The organism is Lachnospira pectinoschiza (assembly GCF_900103815.1).
Lineage (GTDB): Bacteria > Bacillota > Clostridia > Lachnospirales > Lachnospiraceae > Lachnospira > Lachnospira pectinoschiza_B.
This window is the reverse complement of the sequence record NZ_FNHZ01000004.1, coordinates 221385-236016: the sequence shown is the minus strand read 5'-3', so window position 1 is coordinate 236016 and position 14632 is coordinate 221385. Positions and strand designations below refer to the sequence as shown.

9 protein-coding genes are annotated in these 14632 nt (G+C 35.9%); 5 read left to right on the top strand and 4 right to left on the bottom strand.

What is annotated here, in order from left to right:
- Nucleotides 1–18: 18 nt before the first annotated feature.
- A complete protein-coding gene (locus tag BLQ66_RS08070; RefSeq protein ID WP_083330314.1) occupies nt 19–2298 on the top strand; it encodes a transglycosylase domain-containing protein in 2280 nt (759 codons plus the stop codon).
- Between the two features lie 75 nt (nt 2299–2373).
- Here the strand turns inward: BLQ66_RS08070 and BLQ66_RS08065 are convergent, their stop codons facing one another.
- The 4 genes from BLQ66_RS08065 to murC all read right to left on the bottom strand — a co-directional run bounded on the left by BLQ66_RS08065 (nt 2374) and on the right by murC (nt 7683).
- The gene (locus BLQ66_RS08065; RefSeq protein WP_074521716.1) at nt 2374–3552 is read right to left on the bottom strand and encodes a ribose-phosphate pyrophosphokinase; all 1179 of its coding nucleotides are present in this window, start codon (nt 3550–3552) and stop codon (nt 2374–2376) included.
- A 90-nt stretch (nt 3553–3642) separates the two neighbouring features.
- Nucleotides 3643–4626 carry an ATP-binding protein gene (locus BLQ66_RS08060; RefSeq protein WP_074521715.1) on the bottom strand — a complete coding sequence of 328 codons (984 nt, stop codon included), beginning with the start codon at nt 4624–4626 and terminating at the stop codon, nt 3643–3645.
- 120 nt (nt 4627–4746) lie between these two features.
- Nucleotides 4747–6009: a DnaD domain protein gene (locus BLQ66_RS08055; RefSeq protein ID WP_074521714.1), complete on the bottom strand. Its 1263-nt coding sequence runs from the start codon at nt 6007–6009 to the stop codon at nt 4747–4749.
- A 279-nt stretch (nt 6010–6288) separates the two neighbouring features.
- On the bottom strand, nt 6289–7683 hold the full coding sequence (gene murC / locus BLQ66_RS08050; RefSeq protein WP_074521713.1) for a UDP-N-acetylmuramate--L-alanine ligase: 1395 nt from the start codon (nt 7681–7683) through the stop codon (nt 6289–6291).
- Nucleotides 7684–7954: 271 nt separating this feature from the next.
- Here murC and BLQ66_RS08045 point away from each other — a divergent pair, with 271 nt between their 5' ends.
- The 4 genes from BLQ66_RS08045 (at nt 7955) to BLQ66_RS08030 (ending at nt 14306) form a co-directional block, all read left to right on the top strand.
- On the top strand, nt 7955–9226 hold the full coding sequence (locus tag BLQ66_RS08045) for a glucose-1-phosphate adenylyltransferase (RefSeq protein ID WP_074521712.1): 1272 nt from the start codon (nt 7955–7957) through the stop codon (nt 9224–9226).
- Nucleotides 9226–10341: a glucose-1-phosphate adenylyltransferase subunit GlgD gene (gene glgD, locus BLQ66_RS08040; RefSeq protein ID WP_074521711.1), complete on the top strand. Its 1116-nt coding sequence runs from the start codon at nt 9226–9228 to the stop codon at nt 10339–10341. The genes BLQ66_RS08045 and glgD overlap by 1 nt, the downstream gene beginning before the upstream one ends.
- A 249-nt stretch (nt 10342–10590) precedes the next feature.
- Nucleotides 10591–10863, top strand: a complete 273-nt coding sequence (spoVG, locus tag BLQ66_RS08035; RefSeq protein WP_027430975.1) for a septation regulator SpoVG — start codon at nt 10591–10593, stop codon at nt 10861–10863.
- A gap of 362 nt (nt 10864–11225) precedes the next feature.
- Complete coding sequence (locus BLQ66_RS08030; RefSeq protein WP_074521710.1) at nt 11226–14306, top strand: right-handed parallel beta-helix repeat-containing protein; 3081 nt, start codon at nt 11226–11228, stop codon at nt 14304–14306.
- Nucleotides 14307–14632: the final 326 nt, after the last annotated feature.

Here is a 14632-nt window from a genome sequence, read left to right as displayed (position 1 = left end):
CTATTAATGGAGGATATTATGGCAACTACAAAAACTGGGGGAAGCAAAGCCACTTCTAAATCTAAGGGAAAAAAGAAAAAGAAAAGATCAGTGGGAAAAGTGATTCTTGGCCTACTAATATTAATAATATTAGTGGCTTTAATTATATTTTGGCCAAAAATTCAAAGAATAACAGAGCTATATAACGACGCCTGCAAGATAGCCTCAACAAGCAGTCTTAATGATTTTAATGGTAGCCAGACTACAATTATTAATGACAAGGATGGCAATGAAATAGGCAGTATGCGTGATACTAAGGACATGTATTACGTGGCTTATGAGGATATTCCTGAAAATCTAGTCAATGCCTTTGTAGTTATGGAGGATAGAGATTATTACAAGCATCAGGGCGTTGACTATAAGGCTATTATAAGAGCGGCTATAGCCAATCAAAAAGCCAATGACATTGTTCAAGGTGCAAGTACCATTACGCAGCAGCTAGCAAGAAACATTTACTTAAGTCAGGAAGTTAGCTGGGAGCGAAAGGTAGAGGAGATTTTCCTTGCCCAGGAGCTTGAGGCGAAATACTCTAAAGAGGAGATTCTAGAGTTCTATCTTAATAACATTTACTTTGGAAATGGTTATTATGGGGTGCAGGCGGCAAGTCTTGGATATTTTCAAAAGACCATTGACCAGCTAGATTTATCAGAGATGGCCTTTATTGCCGCCATTCCAAACAATCCTACAAAGTATAATCCTCTAACTAATTACGACAACACCGTGTATCGTCGCAATATCATATTGCACGAGCTTTACGAATATAGTTATATTCCGGAACTTGACTATTTGGTGGCTGAAAATGAAGTCGTTAGCCTTAATGCTAAATCCGTGGCCGCTACTAATAATTCTGTAGTAACTTATGCAAGACACTGTGCCACAGAGGCTTTAATGGACCTTTATGGTTTTGACTTTAGGTCTAACTTTACAAGTGATGAGGACTATGATGGCTACTGCGAGGATTACGAGGCTTTTTACACCTACTGTCAGCAGCTTCTAATTTCCGGTGGCTACATAATTAATACAAGTATAGATATGTCGGCGCAAAACGCTCTTCAGGAATCTGTGGATGAAAATCTTTCTTGGAGCAGTGAAACAGGTGACGGCGGGGTTTATAGCCTGCAGGGAGCAGCCACAAGTATAGATAATGAAACTGGACTTGTGGTAGCAATAGTTGGTGCAAGAAGTCAGGACTTAGTAGGACTTACACTTAATAGAGCCTACCAAAGCTATAGACAGCCAGGTTCTTCAATAAAGCCGCTGATATGTTATCTTCCATATTTGCAGCTAGGACATACACCAGATTCTATTGTGGTGGATGAGTATATTGAAAATGGACCGGCAAACGCAGATGGTTACTATGCGGGAGAGATGACCTTAAGAGATGCTGTTAAGCTTTCTAAAAATACGGTAGCGTGGAAGATATTCCAAGAGATAACTCCTAGCGGTGGTATTTCATTTTTATTAAACATGGGCTTCCATAAGGTTTGGATGGACAAGGAATACAACGCAGCAGCCCTTGGTGGTTTTACTTACGGCGTGTCTACTGTGGAGATGGCAGCAGCCTATGCAACAATTGAAAACGATGGCTATTACAGAAAGGCCACTTGTATAAATAACATTACAACCGTGGATAATACGCTGGTTTGGGACCACAGTCAGATTGCTTCTGAGAGGATTTATGAAACTAATGCCTGCAGAATGATGACAAGTATGCTAGAAACTGTTGTGGAGAGCGGTACTGGTGTGGGGGCTTCTTGCTATAATGCAGTGGTTGCCGGAAAAACTGGTACTACAAACTCTAATAAGGATGCTTGGTTTGTAGGTTACAGCGCCTATTACACAACTTCCGTTTGGATAGGTTATGATTATCCACAGACTCTTCCTAGTGTAAATACTAAGGCGATTTTTAAGCAGTATATGGAATATATTCATTCTGGCCTTGAAAAGAAGAATTTTGAAAGCTACGAAGAAGGGGCTACAGATTCTACAACTGAGGCTAGCACTAGTGCACAGTCAGAAAGTGTGGACTCTAATCAAGGTGAGAACACAACGAATGTGGATGCCAATGAAAATGCATCTACAAAGGCAGTGGATGAAAATGGTGTAGAAATAGATGCCGGTGGAAATTCAGATGGAGATAGTAATGCCGGTTCAGGGGCAGCAGGCTCTTATAATGATAATGATAGTAATGTGGAATTAGATGATGATGGCGGAGGAGGTGCAAACTCCGATGGCGACAGTGATGCTGTAACAAATTAAAAGCAATAAAAAAACTCCTAGGAAAAATTCCTAGGAGTTTTTAAATATCTGAACTATTACAAAATGAAATACAAATTACTTACCGTAGTGTAATTCGTTGTATTCCTTAACTCTATTCTGGATTCTTTCAACAGGGTTTAATAAGTTGCTGATTGAAGAATCATGGTTAAGTGTATCAATGATAAGAGCCATATACTTACTCATATCAACATTGATATACCAAGGCTTAGATAAAAGCTCTTCTGGCTGGTATACAAGGTTAGTAGTAAGGATCTTATCGATGATGCCCTTCTCATAAGCTTCATCAAACTTCTTAAATCCGTTAGTGAAAAGACCGAATGTTGTTGCACAGAATACTCTGTTAGCCTTACGTCTCTTAAGTTCTGAAGCAACATCAATCATAGATTCACCAGATGAAATCATATCATCAATGATAATAACATCCTTGCCTTCAACATTAGTTCCAAGGAACTCATGAGCAACGATTGGGTTACGACCATCAACGATCTTAGTATAATCTCTTCTCTTATAGAACATACCCATATCAAGACCAAGTAAGTTGGCAAGATATACAGCACGTCCCATACCACCTTCATCAGGAGAGATAACCATCATATGATCTGAATCGATATGAAGATCATCAACACCAAGTAAGAGGTACTTTACAAACTGATATGTACATGAAACTGATTCAAAACCATTAAGTGGAATTGCGTTCTGTACTCTAGGGTCATGAGCATCGAAAGTGATAATGTTATCAACACCCATATTAGTTAATTCCTGAAGCATGAAAGCACAGTCAAGGGATTCTCTACCTGTTCTCTTATGCTGTCTTGACTCATAAAGGAAAGGCATAATAACCGAAATACGTCTTGCCTTACCACCTGCAGCCATAATAACTCTCTTAAGATCAGCATAGTGATCATCAGGAGACATTCTATTAGGTACGCCGTTAAGTGAGTATGTGAGACTGTAATTAGCTACGTCAACCATGATATAAAGATCATGACCTCTAACTGAATCACTAAGTGTTCCCTTACCTTCACCTGAACCAAATCTTGGTGTCTTAGCATCAAGGATATAAGAATCCTTCTTGTAACCTGCTACGCTAAGAACAGTTTCGTTGTCACGCTTTTCTCTCCAATCTACAAGGTACTTATCAACCTTATCTCCCATAGCTGTGCAGCTCTTTAATGGAATAATTCCTAATTTACCATAAGGAATAGTTGCAATATGACGTTCGTCTCGTGGCATAATATAACTCCTCCGTAATAATATAACAATAAAAAGTGACTGGTTTGTTTTGCAAAACCTATACTAATATAATCAAGTAGCAAGATAAAGTCAATGATTATTTCTTTTAAGAATTCGAATATCCTGTCCGAACAAACCTAAAAGTTTGTAGGAACTAAGCAGTCTAGAGAAGACTCTTTCAGAGTATCTTTCTCCAATTTCATTAATTTCAAGATTGGCTGAAATTATCATAGGCTTCTTTCTTATACTACGTTCATTAATAATATAAAACAATCTAGAATTAGTATATGAATTGCTATTCTCTGTACCTAAATCATCTATAATAAGAAGATCGGCATCAAGAAAATATTGTGTATCGACTACGTTGTCTTTATTTTTGTTAAAATCCTTGCTCTCAAAACTTTCAAAAAATTCGATAGCAGTAAGATATATAACACTGTGTGAACTATCGAGCAATTCCTTAGCAATACAGTTTGTAAGGAAGGTTTTGCCCACACCGGTATTACCGGTAATTAAAAGGTTAGTGAATTCCTTATCGAAATTCTTAACAAATTTAGTAACGATTGCAAAAACCTTCTCCATGTTCTGTCTAGCAGTAGTGCCAAAACGTGGATTAATCTTTGTATCATCGTACCATTTATATGAAAATGTATTGAAATTCTCATCTTTAATAATGTTCTTAAGATTAGAATCTCTATATACAAGATCAATAGCAAATTTCTTAAAGCATGAACACTTCTCCTGGCCTATAAAGCCTGTGTCATGACACTTCTCACAGCTATAAATATCATCGAGATAATTAGCTGGTTTACCAAGAGATAGAAGCAATTGCTTCTTTTCTTCTTCAAGGGCCTTTAATTTAGAATCAAAATTTTTGTCATAATCATTAGTAGAATTGATTCGACTCTTTGCCGCCTCTAAAGAAATCTCTATAACTTTATTATCAATTTCCTCTAGCTTAGGAGATAAGTTCTTAATCTCCTCATAACGACTATCAAGTATTCTGTTGTTTAGGCTTCTTATGTCATCGTAATGTCGCATAACAGAAGCATATTGAGTATTAGTTAAAGCCATATAGTCCCTCTTTTATTGTTATTAAAAATAAAATTATCATAGCAGTTATATATTACCATAAAATGCTAATATATAACCACTATGAATAAGCTCAAATTTAAAATATTAATGAAACATTAATTACATATTGTCGTATAAAGAATCGTAGAATTCTTGTGAATACTCTCTTTGCTGGAAATTATTGAACTTGTTAGTTTTATTTCTAGCAGCTGATTTATTAGTCATGTTATTAGCTCTTGCTGTTGTAGTGTTAGTATAACCAGCAGCCTTGTTAGCCTTAAAGTCCGCATCTGCTCTTGAGATGTCCTCGAAGTTCTTTACTCCTGATTCATACCAGCCCTTAATAATAGAGTCGGCATACTGAAAACTTGCCTGATGTGTATTAGCTAAACTACGGTTACAAGCTTCAGCAATAATTTCAGGACTAAAGTGGTATTCCTTGCTCCATCTGTTGATGTAGTCCTTCTCTGAGCTACCAAGTTCTCTATTAGAGATACCAAAAGCCTTTAATACGCTAATTGTAGCGTTACTGTGATTAGTTACTTCCTCCTTGGCAGCAGCAACACTTGTGATGCCTTTCTCATGCCAGTTAAGAGCAGTAGCTTCTATATATCTAACATCCTTATGATTAGCTTCTACGCAGTAAGCGAAAAGATAATCAATTAAAGATGAAGAAAAACTAAGGTTATCGTATAAGTAAACGATTAAGTTGCATTCCTTTTGAGTTAAAGGTCTGCTTAAGTAAGCCTGAATACCAAAGAGTAATAATGAGAAATCTTCTTCATTATTTAACTCATCCATTCTTGCTGATGATGGTTCAACTAAGGATGGCTTGTTAGCTTCAACTGTAGCCTGTGGCATAGAAGAAACTGTTGTGCTCTGACTTGCTGTGTTAGCGTTAATACTAACTACATTAGAGCCAAGAGCTGAGTTATTAAACTTAGCAGCCTTGCTTGACTGATTGTTGGCCTGATTATTAGAAGCTAAGTTATTTATAACTTCGTCTTCGTTCTTTAAGTTGATATTCAAGTTATATCCATTAGCGGATGTATCAGAAACTCTTGAAACCAAGTTATTAGTGTTGTTGTTAAGGTCCTTAAGAGTGATTCCGCAAATTGTATTGTCAGAATTATACTCAAGCTCTAAAAGTCCTAACTTATCCCAATATCTAAGGGCTCTGATTACATCTGATTCTGTCTGATTAAAAGTATCTGCAAGAGAGGAGATGCTTAAATTGCTATTCTTATTAGAAAGAAGACGTAAAAGATAAAGATAAATCTTTACGAATTCTCCACTTGTATTAGGTATAAACTGGTCAATAAATATGTCCGGAACTGCTGTATAACCATTAGCAGTTTCTGTTGAAAGTACTAAATTACGCATTGTTGCCCCTCTTTCATATAGTAAGTCTGACTTAAAAGTCTTATGCAAGTCAGATTATATCACACCTTTAACTTCTTGCAAATGTAGACAGGTTCTGCACATTTGCATTGTGGATATTGTGGATAATGTGGATAATTATTTGAACTATGTCATTAAATCACTAAATATCTAGCTTTCCTAAATGGACTTATTAACATAAAAATCCACAGAAACTTATGTGGAAAATCCCATAAGCTCTGTGGATAATGTGGATAACTTTGTTGAAAACAAATGTTTCTGTTAATTTTTTCCGTTATTTACTAACTTTTCCCCAACTTTTACGATGTCACCAGCACCCATAGTTATCAACAAGTCACCGTTGACACAATTTTTTTCTAAAAATTTTTCGATTTCTTCAAATGTATCTATATAGTAACATTCCTTGCCTAAAGCTTTAATCTTATCGGCTAAGTCAGCGGAGCTAATTCCTAGATTATCTGTCTCTCTAGCAGGATAAATCTTAGCTAAAACTACCTTATCAGCAAGAGAAAGAGCTGTTGCAAACTCATCCATTAAAGATTTAGTTCTTGTATAAGTATGAGGCTGGAAAACGCACCATACAGTCTTATGTGGATAATGCTTACAAGAATCAAGAGTTGCCTTGATTTCATCTGGGTGATGAGCATAGTCATCGATTACTGTTACGCCGTTAAATTCACCCTTCTTCTGGAAACGTCTATCTGTTCCTGTGAAGTTCTTTAAACCAGCCTTGATAGAGTCGAGGTCAATGCCTTCATTTTCAGCAGCAGCAATTGCAGCTAGTGAATTATAGACGTTGTGAAGTCCAGGTACGCTTAAAGCTATAGTTGTAACTTCTGCGCCCTCTTTAATAAGTGTGTAGCTGCAGCAGCCATAAGCATCATAACTAATATTAGTAGCGCTGTAGTTAGATTTCTTTGGATCCTCGCCAAATGTAATTACGTGGCAATGCTTATCCTTAAAGAAATATTCGTAGTCTTCAATATCTGAGCTAATAATTAATGTACCAACATTATCAGGTAACTTTTCAACAAAGAGCTTGAAAGAGTGTCTGATATCATCTAAATCCTTAAAGAAGTCAAGGTGGTCAGCCTTAACATTTAAGATGATGTTAGTTGTTGGATTAAAAGATAAGAAGCTGTTAGTGTATTCGCAAGCTTCTGTTACGAAAAGGTCTGACTTACCAACTCTTACATTTCCATTAATACTATTAAGAATACCGCCAACAGAAATTGTTGGGTCAGCATTAGCTGCCATAAAGATTTCTGTAAGCATAGATGTTGTTGTAGTCTTTCCGTGAGTTCCTGCTACATTAATTGCAGAACGATAATTGCTCATAATCTGACCTAAAAGTTCTGCACGTGTAAGCATAGGTATATTTTTTTCTTTAACAGCTACAAACTCAGGATTGTCTGGATGTATAGCAGCAGTATAGACAACAAGGTCAATATCATCTGTGATATTAGCTGCTGACTGTGGGTATGAAACCTTGCATCCCATATCCTCTAATTCCTTAGTAAGTTTAGAGGCAGCCTGGTCTGAACCGGAAACTTTAAAATTTTCTTTAACAAGAATCTGAGCAAGGCCGCTCATGCTGATTCCGCCAATTCCAATAAAATGTACTGAAATAGGCTTCTTAAAATCGATTTTGTACATATTAAATGTGCCTTCTTTCTCATAAATTTATTTTGTAATAGATTGCTTATCTAATAAGAAACTAATTTTTGACCTGCAAAAATAGCAAGTTCATTATATATTATAACTATTTATGGGAAATTTCAATTTTTTCATAACAAAATATGGTAATATTACGAAAAATATCAAAATATCTAGAAAAAATAGGAAAAAAGTTTTTACTTAAATATTATATTGTGCTATACTTTTAGTATCTAGAACCGTAGAAATTATTTACATCAGAGGTGATAGCATGATTAAGAAAGAGATGATAGCTATGCTACTCGCTGGTGGCCAGGGAAGTCGTCTGGGTGTTTTGACTTCAAAGGTCGCAAAGCCAGCTGTGGCATTTGGTGGAAAGTATCGTATTATTGATTTTCCACTAAGTAATTGTATCAATTCAGGAATTGATACAGTTGGTGTGTTGACACAGTATCAACCACTAAGACTTAATACCCATATTGGAATTGGTATTCCATGGGATTTGGATCGTAATGTTGGAGGCGTTACAGTCCTTCCTCCATATGAAAAGAGTACTAACAGTGAATGGTATACAGGCACAGCCAATGCCATTTACCAGAACCTTGACTATATGGAACAATTTAATCCTGAGTATGTATTAATACTTTCAGGTGACCACATCTATAAGATGGATTATAAGATTATGCTTGATTATCACAAGGCTAATAATGCAGATGTTACTATTGCAGCTATGCCGGTTCCTATTGAGGAAGCTTCTAGATTCGGTATCGTTGTAACAGATGGTGATAACAAGATAACAGAATTTGAGGAGAAGCCAGCTAACCCTAAAAGCAATTTAGCATCCATGGGTATTTACATTTTCAGCTGGAAGATTTTAAAGGATGCACTTATTAAGTTGAAAGATCAGCAAGAGTGCGATTTTGGAAAGCACATTATTCCATATTGCTTTAATAGTAATAAGAGAATCTTTGCTTATGAATATAACGGTTATTGGAAGGATGTAGGAACTCTTAGTTCTTATTGGGAAGCTAATATGGAGCTTATCGATATTATTCCTATCTTTAACCTTTATGAGGAATTCTGGAAGATCTACACAAGTAATGATGCAATTCCTCCTCAGTATATCGCATCAGATGCCTATATTGAGAAGAGTATCATTGGAGATGGTACAGAAGTCTATGGTAAGGTATTTAACTCAGTCATTGGTAGTGGCGTAGTAATTGAAGAGGGAGCAGAAATTCATGATTCAATTATTATGAATAATACTAAGATTGGTAAGAATACAATCATTAATAAGTCAATTATTGCTGAAGATGTTACAATCGGAGACAATGTTGAACTTGGAGTTGGGGAAGAAGCTGAGAATATCAAGCTTCCAAAGATTTATAACTCTGGCCTGGTAACAATTGGAGAATGTACAGTTATTCCTGACAACATTAAGGTTGGCAAGAACAGTGCAATTTCAGGAGTGACAACTGCTTCTGATTATACTGATAATCAGTTAGCAAGTGGTGGATTTTTAATTAAGGCAGGTGAAGAGTAATGAAGGCGATAGGAATTATTTTAGCCGGCGGAAACAACAGAATGATGAGAGAATTGACTAATAAGAGAGCTATTGCTGCAATGCCTATTGCCGGTAGTTACAGAGGTATTGATTTTGCTCTTAGTAATATGTCAAATTCCCGCATTCAAAAGGTTGCTGTTATAACACAGTACAATGCAAGATCACTAAACTCACATTTGAGTTCATCTAAGTGGTGGGATTTCGGTAGAAAACAGGGCGGTTTATTTGTATTTACACCTACAATAACTGCTGAAAGTAGTAACTGGTATAGAGGAACAGCAGATTCTATATATCAGAATATACATTTTCTAAAGTCAAGCCATGAGCCTTATGTAGTAATTGCATCAGGTGATGGCGTATATAAAATGGATTATAATAAGATACTTGAATATCACATCGAGAAGAAGGCAGATATTACAATGGTAGTTAAGAAGTTAACTGACAGAAGTGATATTAACCGTTACGGCGTTGTTGCCATGACTGATGAAGGTAGAATTACTGAGATTGAAGAGAAGCCTTTAGAGACTAATCTTTCAACAGTATCAACAGGTATCTATGTAATAAGAAGACGTCTTTTAATTGAATTACTTGAAAAGGCGGCTGAAGAGGATAGACATGAATTTGTTAGAGATATCCTCGTTAGATATAAGAATATTAAGAAGATTTATGGATATAAACTCGATACATATTGGAGTAACATTTCCACTGTAGATGCATATTACAAGACTAATATGGATTTCTTAAATAAGGATGTTAGGGATTACTTCTTTAAGCAGTATCCAGATGTTTACTCTAAGGTAGAAGATTTACCTCCAGCAAAGTATAATTTTGGAGCAAATGTAAAGAACAGTTTAGTATCAAGTGGTTCCATAGTAAATGGTACTGTAGAGAATTCAGTGTTATTTAAGAAAATTTATGTGGGAAATAACGCTGTAATTAAGAACTCTATCATTCTAAATAATGCCTATATCGGTGATAATGCATACATCGAGAACTGCATCGTAGAAAGTAACAGTACTATTAAGGCTAACGCAAGATACGTTGGCGAGGCAGGTCCTCAGATCGTCATAGAGGATAGCCCATTATATTACTAATTTGGTTACTAAAGTTCGTGGACAGAATAGACAACGTATGAGGCACCCCGCGAATTAGTAAATATATCAGGAAACTTTAATCGTGCGGTTTGCAGTCTTATCAAAGCAAGTTAACTTATAGTTAATTTTGGGAGGGATTAACCGTAAGAAGGATAGACTGGTAGACGATATATAAAAAGTTCCTTGACTAGTAACGAAGGGATATTAATATGTTTGGCCGGCAAAAAAGTTGCGGCAGAAGGGGTGCTTATGAATATTACAGACGTAAGAGTACGTAAGATTACTAAGGAAGGCAAGATGAAGGCTGTAGTATCTGTAACAATCGACGACGAGTTTGTTGTGCATGATATTAAGGTTATTGAAGGCGAAAAGGGTTTATTTATCGCTATGCCAAGTAGAAAATCTACTGATGGCGAGTATAGAGATATCGCTCATCCTATCAATACAGCCACAAGGGACAACCTTCAGAAATTAGTGCTCGAAGCTTACGAAAAAGCAGACGACACACCAGCTGAAGAGTAATTTTAGTAATTATTCTAATGTAGCTAAAACCGCAATTGGCACACATTACGTATAATGTAAAACTTAATAGTGGATGACAGCTGCTTGCGCTGTAAGACACGAAATTGTAAATGGCTTCCTCTTTAGGAGGCCATTTTCTTATTTATGAAAATGTATTGCCTCAAAAGGCAAAAATTATGTAAAAATAACAAAAATAGGACAAATATCCTGTAAGATATGTCAGTTTCCAACAAAGACTTGCATTGACATTAGAGTAAATATTGTATATAATTGCAAAAGTCAGCAAAAGGTGTGTTTTGGGATGTAAATATTGCTGGTAAACGTATAGTTTATTATTCATATATTTATTGGGAGGACACAATATGAAAAAACTAAAGATTAGAAGAATTGTCTCCGCAGCAATGGCAGTTCTTATGACAGTAGCACTAATGCCAACTGGTATGACAGCCACTAGAGTTAATGCTGAAACTCCTAGTGCAGTGTCATCGAATCAGGGAGAATGGAATTTTATAACATACGGTAATGGCGTAAAAACAGATGATCCAAAGAAAAATTACACAGGTTACGAAGGAAATTTAAATGATGGTGATTGGGTACGATTAACAGCAGGTGGACTTACAGACGGAGTTATGGTGGGATCTGATAAGCACAACTGGGGTAAGTTAGTACCAGCATCATTCGATGGTCTATCATTCTATTATACTTCAGTTCCAACAGACAAGAATTTTGAACTTAGAGCAAAGGTTAAGGTTGATCAGTGGTATTTAACTAATGGTCAGGAAGGCTTTGGTCTTATGGCATCAGATAAGTGTGGCGGTTCTGGTTGGAATAATTCCTATATGGCACTTGCTTCACAGACAATTTATCGTCCGGGTAAGGATGGAGAGCCAACTAAAGATGAAAGCTACAATCCTATTAAGCAGAGATTAGGTATTGAAGTTCGTGAAAAGTCTGGACTTACAAAGGATAACATCGAAGCAGTAGAAGACGGAGATAGAGAATTAATCAGTAAAGTATTTTCATCTACAGAATATCCACTAGAACAAAGATATCCAAATGAATCAAATTTAATTGGTAATTTTACTAATGAAGCAGGTAAGTTAGACAATAACGTTAATATTACAGAGATGTATTTAACAATTGGTAAGAATAACACAGGTTACTATGTTAGTTATGAGCCATTAGATGGAACAGGCTATACTACTACAAAGCAGTATTATGAGCCAGACATTTTATCACAGCTTGATAGTGATAATGTTTATGTTGGTTTCTTTGTATCAAGATTTGCACAGGTTACATATTCAGATGTAACACTTGATATTCACGATCCAGCACAGGACCCAGAAGCAATTCCACATCCAATTGAGGAATTACCAGTTAATGCTTCAATCTCATCTGAGGCAACAACAAACTCATCAGATTATAATTTTACATTTGATTCTAATGCAGATGGTGTTGCAAATGTTTATGAGAACGGGGAATTAATTAGCACAGTAGATGTAAAGGCTAATGAAACAACAAAGGTTTCAACAAAGTTAAATGTAGGCGAGAATATTTTCAATGTTAAATTTAAGCCAACAGATGGATTCAAGCCATCAAAGTATAGTGTATTAAACAATTACGAGGAGAGAACTTATACTAAGAAGGTAACATATCAGGCTTATACTGGTAGCGTGATTTATGTATCACCAGAGGGTAGTGGCAACGGAACAAAGGAGAATCCAGCAAATCTTCAGACAGCAATTAGATTTGCACAGCCAGGTCAGAAAATTGTTTGTAAAGAAGGAACATATACATATTCTTCAACTCTTACAATTCCTAGAGGAACAGATGGTACAAAGGATGCAATGATTTATTTAATTGCAGACCCTGAAGCTAAGACTAGACCAGTATTTAGTGGTGAAAGAGCTAAGGGACATGCAATGGAAGTTGCAGGTAACTATTGGTTTATTCAGGGAATTGATGTAGCTAACTCAGCAGATACTAAAGATGGTATTCATGTAGGTGGTAGCTTTAATATAATTGATGATGTAGAAGTTTATAATAATGGTAATACAGGTCTTCAGATCTCAAGACTTTCAGCTAATGATGATAGAGATATGTGGCCACAGCATAACCTTATCTTAAATACAACATCACATGATAATGCAGATTCAGGTTACGAAGATGCAGATGGATTTGGTGCAAAGTTAACATGTGGAGAGGGCAACGTATTTGATGGTTGTATCTCATATTGTAATGCCGATGATGGTTTCGATTTCTTTGCTAAGGTTCAGACTGGTTCAATCGGTAGTGTAACAATTCAGAACTGTGTATCTTACGGTAATGGTTACTTATCAAACGGTAAGAGAGCAGGTAATGGTAACGGATTTAAGATGGGTGGCGATTCAGTAGCTGCAGGACATGTATTAAAGAACAGCTTTGTTTTTGATAACAAGTCTAAGGGTATTGATTGTAACTCTTGTCCAGATATAAAGATTTTTGATTCAACAACATTTAATAATGCAGTTAACAACGTGGCATTATATACAAATTACGCTAATGAGACAGATTTTAGCGCAGACGGAATCCTTTCCTACAAGACAGCAGCTTGCGGCTCTATGGATAAGGGCGAAAACTTTAAGTTTAAGGGCGCACAAAGTAAGGATCCATCAGCAGTATTTAAGTCAACAGATTATTTCTGGAAGACAGCACAGGGGGATGCTATTGACTCAAGCAAAGTTGTAACAGACGATTGGTTTAAGTCAGTGGATACAGGCTATAACTATAAGACTCATACATATGAGACTTTACCTGTAACTCGTGACGCAGATGGTAGAATTAACATGCACGGCCTTTTAGAGTTAACAGATAAGGCTCCTTTAAATGTCGGTGCTAGATTTAATGCAGATGTGTTAACACCAAACCCAGTAATTTCTATTGACGGAGATGAAACAACAGGTTTTGCTCCTGAAAATGCAGAAATTGCCGAAAGAATTGCTTATGAAACTCTTGATGGTGAAAATGAAACAGTATTAAAGGGTAACTCATTTACAGCAAGATCAGCAGCTTCACTTGATAAGTTTGTTGCTGTATATGTAGATGATACATTAGTAGATTCAGCTGATTACACATTAGAGGAAGGTTCTACAATTGTTACTTTAAGTGCAGAATTCATTGAAGGTCTAGAGGATGGCGCGCATCTAGAAAAGATTGTTTCTACAGACGGTGATGCTTATATAGATTTCATCGTAACAAGCAAAGCAGGTGAAGTAGCTGCAGATGAAGAAAATGTAGTTGCAAGTGAAACAGCAGCTAACGAAACAGTTTCTAAAAAGGATGAAGCAAAGACTAAGGTTGATACATTAGATAGTGCAATGCCAGTAGTATTTGTTGCTCTATTATTAATGTCAGCAGCAGTTGTAGTTTATACAAAGAAAAAAAGCATAGTTTCAGAAAAATAATATAGTGTTTAAATGGGCGTAGCAGTTTATTTATAAATATTAGTCCCTCTTATCTTAATAAGATAAGGGGGATTTTTGCGTGTAATGATAAATTTATTCATAATAGTTAAGAAAGTATTGTGAAATTTATTTTGTTAATTTTATACAAGACTATATGAGTTGATACTGATATATTGTAGAAAATACATAATAATTGTGCATTGATGGAAATAAGAGAATAAAACCCACTGATAGTAGATTAGTTATACACACAGTATCTAAGGTACTACTACTATAGGACTAAAGTACTTATTTAAAGTGAAATGATAAAATTTTTGATAACAATT

What these genes read in the sequence shown, in the direction of transcription:
- BLQ66_RS08030 (WP_074521710.1), top strand. Translation starts at nt 11,226, where the DNA reads ATGAAAAAACTAAAGATTAGAAGAATTGTCTCCGCAGCAATGGCAGTT.
- BLQ66_RS08060 (WP_074521715.1), bottom strand. Translation starts at nt 4,626, where the DNA reads ATGGCTTTAACTAATACTCAATATGCTTCTGTTATGCGACATTACGAT.
- murC (WP_074521713.1), bottom strand. Translation starts at nt 7,683, where the DNA reads ATGTACAAAATCGATTTTAAGAAGCCTATTTCAGTACATTTTATTGGA.
- spoVG (WP_027430975.1), top strand. Translation starts at nt 10,591, where the DNA reads ATGAATATTACAGACGTAAGAGTACGTAAGATTACTAAGGAAGGCAAG.
- BLQ66_RS08055 (WP_074521714.1), bottom strand. Translation starts at nt 6,009, where the DNA reads ATGCGTAATTTAGTACTTTCAACAGAAACTGCTAATGGTTATACAGCA.
- glgD (WP_074521711.1), top strand. Translation starts at nt 9,226, where the DNA reads ATGAAGGCGATAGGAATTATTTTAGCCGGCGGAAACAACAGAATGATG.
- BLQ66_RS08070 (WP_083330314.1), top strand. Translation starts at nt 19, where the DNA reads ATGGCAACTACAAAAACTGGGGGAAGCAAAGCCACTTCTAAATCTAAG.
- BLQ66_RS08045 (WP_074521712.1), top strand. Translation starts at nt 7,955, where the DNA reads ATGATTAAGAAAGAGATGATAGCTATGCTACTCGCTGGTGGCCAGGGA.
- BLQ66_RS08065 (WP_074521716.1), bottom strand. Translation starts at nt 3,552, where the DNA reads ATGCCACGAGACGAACGTCATATTGCAACTATTCCTTATGGTAAATTA.